A 15,881-nucleotide genomic window follows, 5' to 3' on the forward strand; every position below is an offset into this window, starting at 1 on the left:
TAGATTTATTAAAAATAGATTGATTGATTCGCAAATATAGAGTTATTTAGAATGGTTTTAAGTAATTTTTATGTTTTTTTATAAGGTGTTGATTTTTAGGGAATAATCGATTAAATTCTGCTGTTTTTCAGTTATTTACTGGTATAAACAGCGTTACTAAAAAATATAAAGGATAAGAAATCGATAAAATGATGGGACTATCTAAAAAAAAAGTAATTTTACTAATCACAAAAACAGAAGAAAATGACACATTTAAAAGTTGGTGATCAAGCGCCAAATTTTGTTGGTATAGATCAAGCCGGAGTAAAACATCAATTAAGTGATTATAAAGGCAAGAAATTAGTGCTCTTTTTTTATCCGAAAGCAAGTACACCAGGTTGTACAGCTGAAGTGTGTAATTTGAGAGATAACTATCAGATTTTAAAGGAAAAAGGATTTGAACTATTGGGTGTTAGCGCGGATTCAGCCGAAAGACAACAAAAGTTTATCGATAAAAATACCTTGCCTTTTCCTTTATTGGCAGATGAAAATAAGGAAGTTCTTCATGCTTTTGGCGTTTGGGGACCTAAGAAATTCATGGGGAGAACCTATGATGGAATTCACCGTATGACCTTTGTTATCAATGAAGAAGGGGTAATCACCCAGCTAATTGAAAAAGTGAAAACCAAAGATCACGCGGCTCAAATCCTGGAATCTTAGAAAAAAGAGCGATACGAACGCTCTTTTTTGATTGTTATAAAATTGTATATGAAAGAAAAGAAAATAAGCAAACGCGAGTTGTTCTTACTGAAAGAACACACGTCCATAGCCGATCAATACTTTGAGGAGCTGTATCAAACCCATGGACTAGCGTCAGAAAAACAATGGAAAGACTTTGTCTATTGGGCTTTACTCGTGTGTGGTGTGGGGTTTTTAGTTAGTGGTATGGTGTTTTTCTTTGCCTTTAACTGGGATGCTATGCCCGTACCTATCAAGTTTTCACTAGTTGGCTTGGGAATTGCATTGAGCGGATATATGGCGGTAACGCCCCGCGTAAAAGAGCCAGTTAACAAGATCAGTTTGGTAGCAACCTCCGTCTTACTTGGCGTTTTACTCGCTGTCTTTGGACAGACCTACCAAACGGGTGCTAATGCTTATGATTTGTTTTTGACGTGGTTACTGGTCGTAACTCCCTTAACAGTAGTGAGCCAATCAACCTATCAATGGTTGTTTTTTAGCGTTTTGGCTAATACAACGCTTATTTTAGCTTGTGTTCAACGCTTACAAGTAGAATCTGTCTTTGTCGGTATTATGCTTGTTTTACTGGCCAATGTAGTGCTATTGCTTGTTCCTGCTTGGAAGCTTATACACCGTAATTTCCAAATCGGAAATGGCTATACGCAAATTCAAACCGTAGCTATTTACGTTTTGGCAACACTGGGTTTTGGTTGTTGGTTATTTGCCAATAATGCTAGCTATAGAGAGGAAGAATTACAAGGATCCTTTTGGACGCTACTCCTTTCCCTTGCAATCATTGCAGGTGGCTTGGCCCTAGCGTGGAAACAAAAACGTATTTACCTGTTTTCTTATGCCTTAATTTCGGTAATTAGCTGTGGATTAATGATCTGGATGAAAATATTTAAAGATAGCTCAGAAGGATTATTCGTTTATATGCTATACGTCATCGGTGGTATATTCTTCATTATTAAATGGGTGTCATCCAAATCAAAAGCGTGGAAGCATGGAAACTAATTCGTGGAAAGACTTGATTCGTCAAGTAGAAGAACAAGGGGTTGTCGTTGATGAACAATTGACTGCCCGAATAGAAGAGGAGCAATCCATTAAATATACTTTTCTCAAAGTTGTAGCAATTTTGGGAAGCCTATTGGCCATGGGATTTTTCTTCGGATTTCTCTTTGTGACTATGGGAAACAGTTTGGGATTTACTGCTTTTGCCAGTTTTGGCGTTCTCTTATATGGCGTTAGCTTGTTAGGGAATAAAAAGAAAGAACCCGCCTTGAGAGATGGTGTTTTTGTTGCAACGTATAGTAGTGCATTCGTTTGTATTATAACGGCTTTCATTGACTTGAAAGATAGTGAAACTGTCAATTTTTTGGTTGTTCTTTTACTCAGTGGAATAGGATTGGTTGTGTTTAAAAGTAAAATAATTCAATTTTTATCGGTGCTAGGCTTGTATTATGGATTGGTTTATTTGTTGAAATACAATAATTTAGGGTATATTTCACTCGCTTTGTTTTGGCTCGTCCTCGTTGGCTTGTTTGTGCTTTTTGTTAAAGAAATAGCGTTGCGAACTAAAGGTAATTTTTGGACACACAAATACAAGGCACTGACCCATGGCTTGTTTTGTATTCTCTTTTTTGAAGTGATGCAGGACAACCTGTCGCTCATCAAGCCCTCAAGCTGGATTAATTACGCGAGATATGTCGAATTTGACGCGCTTGAACATCGTCTTTATTTTGTATTTGTAGGACTCGTCCTTTTGGGGTTAACGTATTTTACGGTGAAACAAATTAGGAATAGCCTAGCATTCAACTCCTTCCATCTACTTGTTGGATTGAGCGCTGTGTTTATCTTGGGACTTACATTTTTTATTCAAGGATTCGGTATATCCTTGGTTATTAGTATTTTCCTATTAGTATGGTCTTATCAATTTCGCTTTCAAAAAGGAGTGATCGTTGCAATTGTCATGCTTTTATCATCCTTAGTTTGCTACTACTATTATTTGCAAGTAAGCTTGCTTGTCAAAGCACTAATACTCATGGGGTGTGGGGGATTGTTTTTGGGTCTATTTGTAATTAATAATCAATTGAATCGTGAGAAATAGGAGAAATATTGTAATTGTGCTAACCCTTGTGTTATTTGGCGGTTTTTTCTTGCGCGCTATACAGCAGAAAGAGAGTACAATCAAAGAAGGTAAACTAGTTTTGTTTGCTTTGGCTCCTGTTGATCCTAGATCATTGATACAAGGAGATTATATGCAATTGAATTACGCCATCAATGAGCAGCTGCGTACAGCAGTAGAAGACCGCTCAACAATACACAAACGTGGCTATGTTATTATCCATGTCGATCAACAGCAGAGAGGAAGCTTTCAAGGCATTAGCACAGCGAGACCAATGCTCGAAGGGGATTCACTCCTAGCAGTGAAATACTTCAATTGGGATGGGTTTACCCTGGCTGTTGGAGCTGAGAGTTATTTTTTTCAAGAAGGAAAAGACAGCCTCTTTGAACAAGCTAAATACGGCGGTTTACGCATAGATCCAAAGGGAAATAGCGTGTTAATCGGCTTGTATGATGAAGAATTAAAATTAATCGAATAACAGAAGAAATGAAAAAAATAGGAGTAGGAATTGCAGTAGCAGTAGCTTTAATTGCCATAGGATGTAAGAGTCAAGCAATTCAAAGTGAAACCAAACCAAACGAGATGACAACACAAACAAAGCCATATGAAGTAGAAGGAGAATGGGAGTTAATCGAGATTAAGACTCGTTATATGACCGATGAAACACTAGCGGATCTATTTCCATTAAAAACCCCTTTCTTGATTGTCGATGTCAAAGAAATGATGATCTATGGCAATAATGGTTGTAATGTGTATCGCGGCCCAATCAAGCGTGTAGATGAGCGTGAATTAGTTCTCGACAAAAGAGTCGCTTCAACCTTGAAGTACTGTTCAGGAGTTAAACCAACAGTGTATATGCAAGCATTGGGAGAGGCAAAAGAATATAAGATCGAAGGAGATACACTGCTTTTGCATTCCAAAGATCAAGTGGTATACTTAAAATTTAAAAAAATACATAATTAACTGTATTTTGTTAATATTTGAATTTTATCGTTTTAAAAAATTGAAAAATAAGTTTAAGTATTGAAAAAAAAATGTAATTTTGAATTATAATAATAATTAAAAAATAAAAGCTATGAAAAGAAAATATGTACTAGCCTTAGCAGTTATGGCTTTAAGTGCTTCAACTTTAGTAAGTTGTAAAAAGACAGACAAACAAGGTGCTGGAACTACGGATGCAACTGTGAAAACAGAAGAAGTGGTGAAAGAAGATTTAAAAGACAACGCCAAAACAGCATTAGATTGGGCTGGAACTTATGCAGGAACTATTCCATGTGCTGACTGTGAAGGAATCGAGCAAACACTTGAAATCAAAGCAGATGGTACCTATAAAGAAACAAGTAAGTATCAAGGTGTTGGAAAAGGTGAGACATTCACTGAAGAAGGTAAATATGAGTGGGATGCTGCAGGTGATAAACTGACGTTAACTTCAAAAGAAGGAGAAGTAAGTTATGTAGCTGTACACGAAGGAAGTGTATTACTTTTGGATAAAGAAGGCAACGAAATTACAGGATCTTTGGCAGAAATGTACCGCCTAAAAAAGAAATAAGCACAAGATTTTAAAAATGAAAAAGAGCAAAAACGAAAGTGTTTTTGCTCTTTTTTTTTGGGTAATTTCACAAATTCAACGAGTCAAAGTAAGGTTTTTTTCTAGTCTTTTTGCCATTTCTTATCTGTGCTTTTACCCGCTGATTCGACTTGTATACCCTGTTCCTTTTCTGGTTTTTTAGCTACAAAAAGCAAGTTTTATATCGTGTTTGAACTTCTTTTATCTCTTTCTCTTTTGGGTTTCATTTAGCTTGTATTAGGCGCTTTTTTTTGTCCGTATAACCGTTTTTTTAGGCGTTTTTTGGTTGAAAAACCAGGCTATTTTCGACAGTCTAACTTATCTTTTTGGATTGTTTTGCGCCTTTTACTCTTATCTTTCTTTAAACTTTTCTTGATCATAAATCCCTTGTTTTCAATAAAAATAACTGCTTGGCTGCAGTTGTTTTGTTCTCTTTTACCTTCCTTTTTTTGCGTTTACCTCAGGTCAAAAAACAGTTTTATTGCTGTATAGGCGTCTCGATTTTTACCCCAAGTCGCCTTTGTTTTTGCTTTTTGGCTGAACCATTTTTTACGCTTATCGCTCTTTTACTAAGGGCTAGTAGGTTAAAAAGGAGTAGGCTGAATGGCTACTTTTGCCACATGTTCAGCGTGAGTGTTGCCGTTGATTTACATTCTTTTTGATGGTTTCGCAAAGGGAGTAGTAGGGAATACAACCGGTTTTTTGTAGGTAAAAAGTGTGGTATTGGTCTTTTGAAAACGATAATGTAGGAAGTGAAAGAAGTAAAATAGGTGAGTTTTGTATGCGTGATTAGGACAAAAAATAATCAGCTATTCGTTTTGTTTTTATTGTTAATGTTTTTTCGTAACTTTTTGTTTTAGATGCTTTTTTTGTTAGCAAGATACATCATTTTAACCTCAATAAAGAGCTAAAATGTATCATAACATAAGGTTATGGGTTAAAATATACTATATTATTTGATTGATTTCTAAGTTATTGTATAGTTTGTTTTAAAGTAAAAATAGAAGTTGAATTAAATCGCTTTAAGTGCATTATTCCTTCCTTGTTTTTTTGTGCAACTTGTGTTGTAATGCGATTTAATATAGGTTAAGTGCTTTGTGTTAAAGCTTAGCTTTAAGGCTTTGAGATTAAAAGTGATCTGTATTTAGGTCTAAATAGTACTATTCTTAATTTGAAGCTAGTTGTCGCTTTTTCCTCGACTTTACTGCTGCTGTTTTGCGTGAAGTAAAAGTTAGATCTCCTTCGTGTTTACAATTTTTTTATCCTTAATTTTGCACAAATAGCCCATAGGGACTGTTTTATTTTTTTGAAAGTTTGCATGTATGTCTAAAACGAAAACTTGGATTTCTGCCGCAAGATTGCGCACCTTACCTCTGTCTATTTCGGGAATCATTGTGGGATCTGCTTGTGCATTTCCTTACTTTGGGAATCACCCGCATTTTTATCTCATTTTTGCCTTTGCTATTTTGACAACATTGTTGTTTCAGATCCTATCCAATTTTGCCAATGATTATGGCGATGGAGTCAAGGGAACAGACAACGAAAATAGATTGGGCCCTCAGCGGGCGTTACAAAGCGGATTACTGACAAAAGAAGAGTTGAAAAAAGGTATTATTTATACGGCAGGATTATCCCTTATTTCGGCTTTAGTTTTGATTTATCTCTCCTTTGGAAAAGATCACTTTTTTACTTCCTTGTTTTTCTTTGTCTTGGGTATAGGTTGTGTTGCTGCGGCAATTAAATATACCGTCGGACAATCTGCTTATGGATACAGAGGGTTAGGTGATTTGTTTGTGTTTATCTTTTTTGGACTCGTCAGCGTGATTGGAAGTTTTTACCTGTATGGTCAGCAACTAGATCCATGGGTAATCCTACCAGCAGTAGCTGTAGGTAATTTGAGTATTGCTGTTTTGAATATTAATAATATGCGCGACCTAGATGCGGATAAGCTAGTCGGTAAAAATACGCTGGCGGTTAAATTGGGAAGACAACAGGCTAAACGCTATCATTACTGCATCGTTATATTTGCGTTACTTGCTTTTGTAGTCTATGCCGTACACAGCCAAAAAGCCCTGTGGAATTTTGCGTTTGTCTTGGGGTATATTCCCTTGTTGAAACACCTCATTTTTGTAAAAAACAACACAGATCCCAAAGCCTTGGATAGTCAAATGAAAATCGTTGCTCTAAGTACGTTTTTGGTTTCTGTACTTTTTTCCTTAGCTTTAATCTTATAAAATAAAAATTATGAAAATAACGTATTACGGACATGCTTGTTTAGGCATCCAAATCGAAGATATTCACTTAATCGTCGATCCTTTTATCACGGGGAATCCTTTGCCTCAAGCAAAAGAAATCAACGTAGAAGAAATAAAAGCAGATTATATTTTATTGACCCATGCACATGGGGATCACATTGCCGATGTAGAGCTAATTGTAAAAAATAACCCCGAGGCGATTATTGTGTCCAATGCAGAAATTGCAGGCCATTATGAAGCAAAGGGATTCAATGCTCATCCGATGAATCACGGTGGTAGTTGGCAGTTTGACTTTGGTAAAGTAAAATACACACCAGCGATCCATTCGAGTTCTTTTCCTGATGGAAGCTATGGCGGACAACCTGGGGGCTTTGTTATCGAGAGTAAAAACAAAAATATCTACATCGCGGGAGATACTTCGTTGACGATGGACATGAAACTGATTCCGTTTTTTACTTCGTTGGACTTAGCTGTGTTTCCCATAGGAAGCAATTTTACCATGGGGGTAGAGGAAGCTGTTGTGGCGTCCGATTTTGTTCAATGCGATAAAGTACTCGGGTATCACTTTGATACGTTTGGCTATATCGAAATTGACCATGAGGAGGCCAAACGCGTTTTCTTTGAAAAAGGAAAAGATTTAATGCTTTTGTCCATTGGAGAGAGTTTAACGTTATAAATGAAAGATGAAAGCGACGTATAGCAAGTATATTTTACGTTTTAAGAGACCTTCAGCTACGTCTAGGGGTGTAATGACAGAAAAGGAGACTTGGTTGCTTAAAATAGAGGAAAAAGGCAAAATAGGAATAGGAGAGTGCGGAATACTGCGCACGCTTAGTTTTGATGATCGTCCCAACTATGAAGCAAAACTACAGTGGGTAGTCGATCACATTCACCTGGGAAAAGAGGCGCTATGGGAAGAACTCCGCGATTGGCCTTCTATTCAATTTGGGGTAGAACAAGCCTTTTTGTCTTTGGCTAGTGCTCATCCTTTTGTTCTTTTTCCCTCTGCCTTTGTGGAAGGTACAGCAGCAATCCCGATTAATGGCCTGGTTTGGATGGGGGAGGAAACTTTCATGAAAGAGCAGATTGATGAGAAAATTGCACAGGGGTTTACCTGTGTCAAATTAAAAATAGGCGCTATAGATTTTGATGCAGAAATTAGCCTTTTACACGATATCCGAAAACACTTTACGGCTGATCAAATTGAACTTCGCGTCGATGCGAATGGTGGATTTACAGTTGCAGATGCCCCCAATAAATTGGCTCAATTAGCCCAATTAGATTTGCATAGCATTGAACAGCCCATTAAACAACAACAGGTGCCTCAAATGGCAGCTTTATGCCAAACAACACCGCTACCCATCGCCTTAGATGAAGAATTAATTGGAGTGACAGCTTATAACGATAAAGTAGCTCTCTTAGAGGCAATACGCCCACAGTATATTATTTTAAAACCCAGTTTAATCGGCGGTTTTAAAGGAAGTCAAGAATGGATCGAGATTGCTGAAAAACTGCAAATTAAATGGTGGATTACCTCCGCACTGGAAAGCAATATCGGATTGAATGCCATCGCTCAATGGACATTTACGCTCCATAACCCGATGCCGCAAGGATTGGGCACAGGAGCACTCTATACCAATAATTTTGATTCTCCACTGGAAGTTAAACAAGGACAGCTGTGGTATAATCCTGAATTGGTGAGTGGAAAGTGGTGAGTGGAAAGTGGTGATGGGAAAAGGGTAATGAGTGAAATTTTCAATACAAAGAAGATGTTCTTTTAATTGCGTGATTTGTTCACCAGTACATTCTACTCTTCTCCCATTTCCCATTTCCCATTTCCCTTCTCCACCATTCACCATTCACCATTCACTAAATTCATCTCCTTCTAAACTCATCGGGAGCCACGCCAATATGCTTTTTAAAGAATCTTGAAAAGTAGGAATTGTCTTTGAAATTCAATTGGTAGGCAATTTCACTAGCAGATAAATTGGTGTGGATTAACAGTCGTTTGCATTCGATAAGAATGCGATCTCGAATCATATCACCTGCAGATTTCTTTTTTATTTTCTGACAAAGGGCATTGAGGTAATTAGGGGTTACCAGTAGTACTTTCGCGTATTCCTTTGGAAATCGGTATTCGTAAAAGTGTTTGTCAATCAGGGATTCAAATGATTTGACCAGTTCATTCGATTTAATGTTGTTGGTTGATCCCTGTGTAATTTTGTCTATTTCTTTTTTACAAAGTAAGAGCACTTCTAGCAGATAGGTACGCACAAGATTCATGTATTCACCATGCTCTGTTTCGTATTCATTCAGCATGCGGTCCATCGTGATTTGAACCCGAGTACTGAGTTCGCCTTCTAAGGGAAGTAAATGATGCGCAGTAAAACGCCTAAAAAAAGGTAAATCGTGAACAAAGAGATGATCCGATACAAATTGCGTGATAAAACTAGGTGTAAAACTCAGCACATACCCCTGTGTTGCGGTGTTATAGGTCCAGCTGTGTTGTTGCCAAGTGTTTAAAAATATAATATCTCCTTGTTTTACTTCATATGCTTGTAAATCGATGTATTGGATACCCGTTCCTGCCGTGATATAAATAATTTGGAAAAAATCATTTTTATGCATTTTGGTTGAATAGTTATTCAAATGCTGTAAGGTGTGATGTAGCCTTTTAATGATAAAATCTTTTCTTTCTCCTTTGCTCGTAAATAATCCTTGTTTGTTTAAAACCCCATTGTACATTTCATCTATTTTATTTAGTAGGTTAAAGATAGATTTATTGCTTTAAATAAGGTTATTTATTGATTATTTTAGTATTATTTTATAAATATCATGCATAATGTGTTGTTTTTTATCAAATAAATTATTTGTTTATTGTATGAGATATGAAGTTTTATTTGTTTATTACATAAATCAAAAAGACCGCTCTTTCCACGCAGGAAAGAAGCGGTCTTTTTTTTAACAAACTAAACCAATCGTTTGTTTTCGTTAGAAAACATATTCGTTAGCGTCTATTACTTTTTTAGCAATAGATTCGCGCAATGCATTTACATTCGGTAGGTTGACATATTTGGTAAATCTACGTAGCCCCATTAACATGATGCGTTGTTCGTCTCCTTCTGTAAAAGAGGCGATTCCCTCTTTTCCTTTTTGTGCAACAATGTCTACGGCATGGTATAAGTAGAGTTGAGCCATGGCAATTTCTTCTTGTATCTTTTCTTCTCCTTTGGTTTTGGCTAATTTTTCCGTTCTCAAAATAGCACTTTCAGCCATGTAAATTTCGATCATCATATCAGCAGCAGCCATCATCAGCGCTTGGTGTTTCTCCAAATCAGGTCCAAATTTTTGTACTGCACTTCCAGCGACCATTAAGAAGGCTTTTTTCAACTTTTCGATCATCTCTTTTTCTTCAGCGAAGAGTTCGGAATAATCAGGAGTATCAAAACTTGGGATGCTCATTAATTCATCCGCTACTTGCATAGCAGGAGTCAATAAATCAACGTGTCCTTTCATTGCTTTTTTGATTAACATACCCACAGCTAACATGCGGTTGATCTCGTTAGTTCCTTCGTAAATACGCGAAATACGAGCATCTCTCCAAGCACTTTCCATAGGGGTGTCTTCTGAGAATCCCATTCCACCAAAGATTTGGATTCCCTCATCTGTACAGGTTTGTACATCTTCTGAAACCGCTACTTTAAGGATAGAACATTCAATAGCAAATTCTTCAACGCCTTTTAGTTCTGCTTCTTGGTGTGTATTTCCTTCAGCAATACGCTGTTGGATTCTCTTTTCAATGCTTCCTGCTGCGCGATACGAAGCAGATTCTCCAACATAGGCATTGGTTACCATTTCTGCAATTTTGGTACGGATGGCACCAAAAGAAGAGATAGGCACTTTAAACTGAATGCGTTCATTGGCATATTTTACTGCTTCGGTAATCAAACGACGTTGAGAGTCCAAACATGCCGCAGCTAGTTTAATACGCCCCACGTTTAACGCATTCATGGCGATTTTAAATCCATTGCCACGCTCAGAAAGCATATTTTCTACCGGTACTTTGGTATTGTTAAAAAACACTTGACGGGTAGAAGAGGCTCTAATTCCCAACTTGTGTTCTTCTTCTCCTAAAGAGATTCCGTTTGAAGGATCGTTTTCTACGATAAATCCAGTGATGTTTTTATCGTCTTCAATACGTGCAAAAACAATAAATACATTACAGAATCCCGCGTTGGAAATCCACATTTTTTGTCCCGTGATGTTGTAGTATTTGCCATCTTCTGATAAAACGGCTTTTGTTTTTCCTGAATTAGCATCTGATCCCGCGTCTGGCTCTGTTAAACAGTAAGCGCCAAACCACTCACCACTTGCCAATTTGGGAACGTATTTTTGTTTTTGTTCTTCATTTCCGTATAAGGTAATGGGCATAGTTCCAATTCCAGTATGTGCACCAAAAGCTGTAGAGAAAGATCCTGTTGCTCCTGAGATGTAGTCACAAACCAGCATGGTTGAAACAAACCCCATTTCCAATCCGCCATAGGCTTCTGGAACAGCAACACCCAAAAGACCCAGTTCACCTGCTTTTTGCATGCATTCTTTGGTGAACGCGTAGTCTTTCTTTTCAAAGCGATTTTTGTGTGGCCATACTTCCTTGTCGATAAATTCCTTTACCGAGTCACGCATCATCAGTTGCTCTTCTGAAAAATCTTCCGGAGTAAAGATTGTTTCACTTTTGGTTTCTTTTATTAAATATTGACCTCCTCTTGTTATAGCTGTATTCATAATTTATTTTTTTTTAAGGTTATTGTTGGTTATAGCAATTCGTAAATTCCAGCAGCTCCTTGACCAGTTCCCACACACATGGTTACCATACCGTATTTAGAGCCTCTGCGTTTCATTTCGTCAAATAATTGAACGGATAATTTCGCTCCTGTACAACCCAGTGGGTGCCCCAAGGCAATTGCACCTCCATTGACGTTAACGATCTCAGGATTAATACCTAATTCTCTAATTACAGCCAACGATTGAGAAGCAAAAGCTTCGTTTAGTTCAATCAAGTCGATATCTTTTAATTGTAATCCCGCTTGTTTCAGTGCTTTAGGAATTGCTTTAATCGGCCCAATTCCCATAATGCGAGGCTCAACGCCTGCAGCGGCATAGTTAACCATACGCGCAATAGGTTCAATATTTAATTCTTTGACCATTTCTTCTGACATCACCATCACAAAAGCAGCCCCATCACTCATTTGGGATGAGTTTCCAGCTGTTACGGATCCATCAGCGGCAAATACAGGTCTCAATTTGGCCAGTGCCTCAATGGAAGTTCCCTTACGGGGTCCTTCATCTTGGGTTACTGTATAGGATTTGCTTTCTCTTTTGCCTTTCTCATTGACAAATACTTCATCTACGGTGATGGGTACAATTTGATCGGCAAATTTGCCCTCTTCGATCGCTTTTAACGCTTTCATATGGGAATGATAGGCAAATTCATCTTGATCCGCACGAGAAACGTTGTACTGATTGGCAACAGCCTCTGCAGTCAGTCCCATGCCCCAGTAATAATCTTCGTGTCCTGCTTTGGCAACGCCGTAATCGGGAGTAGGTTTATATCCGCCCATGGGAATATAACTCATGCTTTCCGCACCACCAGCGATGATGCAATCCGCCATACCGGCTTGAATCTTAGCCACCGCCATTCCGATGGTTTCAATTCCAGAAGCACAATAGCGATTAACTGTTACCCCGGGAACGTCGTCCACTTTTAATCCCATGAGGGAGATTAAGCGCCCCATGTTTAAGCCTTGTTCGGCTTCGGGCATTGCATTTCCTACCATGACATCGTCAATGCGCGTTTTGTCGAATTCGGGAAGTGCTTGCATTAAATATTCGATCGTCTCTGCTGCGAGCTCATCGGGTCTTTTAAAGCGAAAGACACCGCGAGGAGCTTTTCCAACAGCTGTTCTGTATCCTTTTACTATATAGGCAGTTTTCATGTTTTTGTAATTTGTGGGTTAGTTAGTTTCTCAAAGGTTTACCTGTTTTTAGCATATATTGAATACGCTCTAAGGTTTTGCGTTCTCCACATAGGGATAAGAAAGCTTCTCGTTCTAGATCAAGTAGGTATTGTTCTGATACTAGTGTAGCTTCAGACAGATCTCCACCCGCCATCACATACGCCAGTTTATTGGCAATTTTGTGATCGTGTTCCGAGATGTACTTTCCAGCCATCATACTGTCTGTTCCAACGTAGAACATTCCCAAAGCTTGACGACCTAACACTTTGATGTCTTTGCGTTTAACAGGTTGTGTATACCCTGCTTGTGCTAGGACTAAAGCTTCGCGTTTTGCTTGTGCCAGTTGTAAATCCTTGTTGACAACTACTACGTCTTTTCCGCGTTGAAGAATATTTAAATCAAAGGCTTCTTCTGCTGAAGTAGCTACTTTTGCCATTCCAATAGTCAAGAAATGTTCTTGTAGGGTATTGAGTTCTACGTCGTTTTTGCGGTATAAATCAGCCGCTCTAACGGTCATTTCTTTCGAACCACCTCCGCCAGGGATTAATCCTACACCAAATTCTACTAAACCAATATAGGTTTCTGCTGCTGCTACAACCTTATCTGCGTGCAAGCTCAACTCACATCCACCGCCAAAAGTCATACCGTGTGGAGCTGCTACGACAGGAATAGCCGAATAGCGCATTTTCATCATGGTATCTTGGAACATCTTAATTGCAATATTCAATTCGTCCCAATCTTGTTCTGCGGCCATCATAAAAATCATCATCAAGTTGGCTCCAACAGAGAAGTTAGATCCTTGATTTCCTACAACTAATCCTTCAAAGTCTTGTTCTGCAATTTCAACTGCTTTATTTAGCCCAGCTAAAACCCCTCCACCGATGGTATTCATTTTTGAATGGAATTCTAAGTTTACAATTCCATCGCCTAAATCGAGTAGGGTAGCCTCGCTATTGCCCCATACTTTATTTGTTGTGCGAATATTGTTTAAGATAATAAAGGCATCTTGTCCTGGAATAGGTTCAAATGCTTTAGTTTCTTGGTTAAAGAACAGCTTTTTGCCATGTTCTATTTTATAGAAACTCGTTGCACCTGTAGCAGCAAGGTCTTTGACCCAAGGTGCTACTTCATACCCTTCTTTTTCAACTAAGTCAATTCCCTTTTGGATGCCCAATACATCCCAAGTTTCAAATGGACCGTATTTCCAAGCATAACCCGTACGCATGGCATCGTCTATAGAGAATAGAGTATCCGTAATTTCGGGCACACGTTGAGAAACATACGCAAATAAAGAAGCAAAATGCTTGCGAATTAAAGCCCCTGCTTTTCCTTGATCGGCAAGTAGTACCGACCATTTAGCTTTTGTTCCACCTGCTTGATTGGCTGTTTCGATCGCTTCAATTTTAGCGCGTTCTAATGGTCGATAAGTTAATGTGTTTAAATCTAGGGCAAAACGGTTGGTTTTACCTTCTTTATCCACTTCTTTGTAGTAGAATCCTTTGCGTGTTTTATCGCCTAAGAATTTATTCTCTAGTAAGAAATTTAAAGCGCTGTTGTCTTTAATGCCCTGAATCATCGCATCAGCAGGACAGTTTTGTTTTAGTCCCATTGTTACGTTAACAGCGGTATCCAATCCAACTAAATCTCCTAGTTTGAAGGTTCCCGTTTTTGGACGACCTAAGAAAGATCCCGTTAGCGTATCGGCTTCTTCAATTGTTAGACCAATTTCCTGCGCTAATTGCATCACCATCGCCATGGAATACACGCCAATTCTATTTCCAATAAAACCAGGAGTATCCTTACATAAAACAGGGGTTTTACCTAAGTACAAACGGGCATAGTCTTGGAAAAAGGAAAGTACTTCTGGAGCCGTTTGTGGACCAGGAATAATTTCAAATAAAGGTAAGTAACGCGGTGGATTAAAGAAGTGGGTCCCGCAGAAGTGTTGTTGGAAATCTTCCGAACGTCCTTCTACAAGTAATTTCATGGGAATTCCAGATGTATTGGAAGTAATTAAAGTGCCAGGTTTTCTGTGTTTTTCGATGTTTTCAAAAACGGATTTCTTGATGTCTAATCGTTCAATGACAACTTCGATAATCCAATCCACATCCTTGATCTTCGCTAAATCATCCTCGAGGTTTCCTACTGTTATACGGCTGGCAAAGCGCGGCGTATAAATAGGAGCAGGTTTTGATTTTAGTGCGTTTGTTAAATGGGTCTGTGCAATTTTATTGCGAATCGCACGATCATCTAAGGTCAAGCCTTTTTTCTCTTCCTCTGGAGTTAAAGCATTGGGAACAATATCCATTAACAATACCTCAACACCAATATTGGCAAAATGACATGCAATAGCTGATCCCATAACGCCTGAACCAATTACAGCCACTTTTTTAATTCTTCTTTTCATATGTTTATATAATTCCTATGGTTAATACTTGTTTTTAGTTGTTGGTACCGATTACTTCTTAGAATCAAAAATAGCCTTGTCGGCAATAAGTTGATTGATGGTTTCTGTAACCGTAATAAAATTGTCGATTTGCTCTTCCGTTAGGTATTTGCGTATCGTTTCATTGAAGCGCTTGACTTTTTCCTTAGAAAGTTCCCTTTTTTCAAAACCTAAGGGCGTAAGCTTAATAATCACCCCTCGACCATCATGAGGATTCTTTTCTCTGGTGATTAATCCTTTTTCCTCCATTTTTTTGAGCGTGCGAGTCAAACTCGTCGCTTCCATCCCCATACTAGGACCTAATAGAGTAGAAGGGGTACCTTGTTTATCAATACTCAAAAGCGCAAAAGCCAATGACATAGTAGCATCGTATTTTGCCGCTTCCTCATTGTACATTCTTGCTACAGCTTGCCAAGTCGCTCTTAAAGTATAGTCAATTGTTTTGTCCTTCATTTCAAGTTGGTTAAACTCAAATATAGTAAAAAATCATATGCACGCATACTATTTGATGAAAAAAGTTATTTAAAGCAACGGTTTTCCTTGCGCATTAGCGGTTAGATCAAGGTTAACTCCCTCTAAGTTAGCGAATTATTTTTAAGTAACGCTTTCGGTAGCCTATGAAAATTTTACAACAGCTACCTAAAAGCCTCCTCATTTGTTGAAAAGTGGGGATAAAAAATTTGAAAAAGAAAGGGATTGGCGTTATAAAGAGTATCTTTGAACACTCAGTTTTGATCAAGTTGTAGAACAAATA

At 38.2% G+C, this 15,881-nt stretch carries 14 protein-coding genes; 9 read left to right on the forward strand and 5 right to left on the reverse strand.

Annotated features, from left to right (window positions below; genetic code table 11):
* Nucleotides 1–243: 243 nt before the first annotated feature.
* The 9 genes from bcp (at nt 244) to ACPDHL_RS11160 (ending at nt 8,379) form a co-directional block, all read left to right on the forward strand.
* Nucleotides 244–699, forward strand: a complete 456-nt coding sequence (gene bcp / locus ACPDHL_RS11120; protein WP_430532828.1) for a thioredoxin-dependent thiol peroxidase — start codon at nt 244–246, stop codon at nt 697–699.
* Between the two features lie 48 nt (nt 700–747).
* Complete coding sequence (locus tag ACPDHL_RS11125; RefSeq protein ID WP_430532829.1) at nt 748–1,731, forward strand: DUF2157 domain-containing protein; 984 nt, start codon at nt 748–750, stop codon at nt 1,729–1,731.
* Entirely contained in the window at nt 1,721–2,824 is a 1,104-nt protein-coding gene (locus tag ACPDHL_RS11130; RefSeq protein ID WP_430532830.1) for a DUF4401 domain-containing protein, read from the forward strand. Before ACPDHL_RS11125 ends, ACPDHL_RS11130 begins: the two co-directional genes overlap by 11 nt.
* Nucleotides 2,814–3,320 carry a GDYXXLXY domain-containing protein gene (locus ACPDHL_RS11135; RefSeq protein WP_430532831.1) on the forward strand — a complete coding sequence of 169 codons (507 nt, stop codon included), beginning with the start codon at nt 2,814–2,816 and terminating at the stop codon, nt 3,318–3,320. Before ACPDHL_RS11130 ends, ACPDHL_RS11135 begins: the two co-directional genes overlap by 11 nt.
* 8 nt (nt 3,321–3,328) lie before the next feature.
* On the forward strand, nt 3,329–3,805 hold the full coding sequence (locus ACPDHL_RS11140) for an META domain-containing protein (protein WP_430532832.1): 477 nt from the start codon (nt 3,329–3,331) through the stop codon (nt 3,803–3,805).
* A gap of 112 nt (nt 3,806–3,917) precedes the next feature.
* A complete protein-coding gene (locus ACPDHL_RS11145; protein ID WP_430532833.1) occupies nt 3,918–4,391 on the forward strand; it encodes a copper resistance protein NlpE in 474 nt (157 codons plus the stop codon).
* Between the two features lie 1,340 nt (nt 4,392–5,731).
* On the forward strand, nt 5,732–6,643 hold the full coding sequence (gene menA, locus ACPDHL_RS11150; RefSeq protein ID WP_430532834.1) for a 1,4-dihydroxy-2-naphthoate octaprenyltransferase: 912 nt from the start codon (nt 5,732–5,734) through the stop codon (nt 6,641–6,643).
* A gap of 10 nt (nt 6,644–6,653) precedes the next feature.
* Nucleotides 6,654–7,340, forward strand: coding sequence for a metal-dependent hydrolase (locus tag ACPDHL_RS11155; RefSeq protein WP_430532835.1), 687 nt, complete (start codon nt 6,654–6,656; stop codon nt 7,338–7,340).
* Nucleotides 7,341–7,347: 7 nt separating this feature from the next.
* Nucleotides 7,348–8,379, forward strand: a complete 1,032-nt coding sequence (locus tag ACPDHL_RS11160) for an o-succinylbenzoate synthase (RefSeq protein WP_430532836.1) — start codon at nt 7,348–7,350, stop codon at nt 8,377–8,379.
* 160 nt (nt 8,380–8,539) lie between these two features.
* On the opposite strand, the gene ACPDHL_RS11165 is transcribed toward ACPDHL_RS11160, so the two are convergent.
* The 5 genes from ACPDHL_RS11165 to ACPDHL_RS11185 all read right to left on the reverse strand — a co-directional run bounded on the left by ACPDHL_RS11165 (nt 8,540) and on the right by ACPDHL_RS11185 (nt 15,580).
* The gene (locus tag ACPDHL_RS11165; protein ID WP_430532837.1) at nt 8,540–9,409 is read right to left on the reverse strand and encodes a helix-turn-helix domain-containing protein; all 870 of its coding nucleotides are present in this window, start codon (nt 9,407–9,409) and stop codon (nt 8,540–8,542) included.
* A gap of 246 nt (nt 9,410–9,655) precedes the next feature.
* On the reverse strand, nt 9,656–11,449 hold the full coding sequence (locus ACPDHL_RS11170; RefSeq protein WP_430532838.1) for an acyl-CoA dehydrogenase family protein: 1,794 nt from the start codon (nt 11,447–11,449) through the stop codon (nt 9,656–9,658).
* A 29-nt stretch (nt 11,450–11,478) separates the two neighbouring features.
* A complete protein-coding gene (locus ACPDHL_RS11175; RefSeq protein WP_430532839.1) occupies nt 11,479–12,660 on the reverse strand; it encodes an acetyl-CoA C-acyltransferase in 1,182 nt (393 codons plus the stop codon).
* Nucleotides 12,661–12,682: 22 nt separating this feature from the next.
* Nucleotides 12,683–15,088 (reverse strand): 3-hydroxyacyl-CoA dehydrogenase/enoyl-CoA hydratase family protein, encoded by a 2,406-nt coding sequence (locus tag ACPDHL_RS11180; RefSeq protein ID WP_430532840.1) that lies wholly within the window; start codon nt 15,086–15,088, stop codon nt 12,683–12,685.
* A gap of 51 nt (nt 15,089–15,139) precedes the next feature.
* A complete protein-coding gene (locus ACPDHL_RS11185) occupies nt 15,140–15,580 on the reverse strand; it encodes a MarR family winged helix-turn-helix transcriptional regulator (protein ID WP_430532841.1) in 441 nt (146 codons plus the stop codon).
* Nucleotides 15,581–15,881: the final 301 nt, after the last annotated feature.

This window comes from Myroides sp. C15-4, assembly GCF_050522745.1.
Classification (GTDB): domain Bacteria; phylum Bacteroidota; class Bacteroidia; order Flavobacteriales; family Flavobacteriaceae; genus Flavobacterium.

What these genes read in the sequence shown, in the direction of transcription:
- ACPDHL_RS11145 (WP_430532833.1), top strand. Translation starts at nt 3,918, where the DNA reads ATGAAAAGAAAATATGTACTAGCCTTAGCAGTTATGGCTTTAAGTGCT.
- ACPDHL_RS11185 (WP_430532841.1), bottom strand. Translation starts at nt 15,580, where the DNA reads ATGAAGGACAAAACAATTGACTATACTTTAAGAGCGACTTGGCAAGCT.
- ACPDHL_RS11155 (WP_430532835.1), top strand. Translation starts at nt 6,654, where the DNA reads ATGAAAATAACGTATTACGGACATGCTTGTTTAGGCATCCAAATCGAA.
- ACPDHL_RS11180 (WP_430532840.1), bottom strand. Translation starts at nt 15,088, where the DNA reads ATGAAAAGAAGAATTAAAAAAGTGGCTGTAATTGGTTCAGGCGTTATG.
- ACPDHL_RS11160 (WP_430532836.1), top strand. Translation starts at nt 7,348, where the DNA reads ATGAAAGCGACGTATAGCAAGTATATTTTACGTTTTAAGAGACCTTCA.
- ACPDHL_RS11165 (WP_430532837.1), bottom strand. Translation starts at nt 9,409, where the DNA reads ATGTACAATGGGGTTTTAAACAAACAAGGATTATTTACGAGCAAAGGA.
- ACPDHL_RS11170 (WP_430532838.1), bottom strand. Translation starts at nt 11,449, where the DNA reads ATGAATACAGCTATAACAAGAGGAGGTCAATATTTAATAAAAGAAACC.
- ACPDHL_RS11140 (WP_430532832.1), top strand. Translation starts at nt 3,329, where the DNA reads ATGAAAAAAATAGGAGTAGGAATTGCAGTAGCAGTAGCTTTAATTGCC.
- bcp (WP_430532828.1), top strand. Translation starts at nt 244, where the DNA reads ATGACACATTTAAAAGTTGGTGATCAAGCGCCAAATTTTGTTGGTATA.
- menA (WP_430532834.1), top strand. Translation starts at nt 5,732, where the DNA reads ATGTCTAAAACGAAAACTTGGATTTCTGCCGCAAGATTGCGCACCTTA.
- ACPDHL_RS11125 (WP_430532829.1), top strand. Translation starts at nt 748, where the DNA reads ATGAAAGAAAAGAAAATAAGCAAACGCGAGTTGTTCTTACTGAAAGAA.
- ACPDHL_RS11175 (WP_430532839.1), bottom strand. Translation starts at nt 12,660, where the DNA reads ATGAAAACTGCCTATATAGTAAAAGGATACAGAACAGCTGTTGGAAAA.
- ACPDHL_RS11130 (WP_430532830.1), top strand. Translation starts at nt 1,721, where the DNA reads ATGGAAACTAATTCGTGGAAAGACTTGATTCGTCAAGTAGAAGAACAA.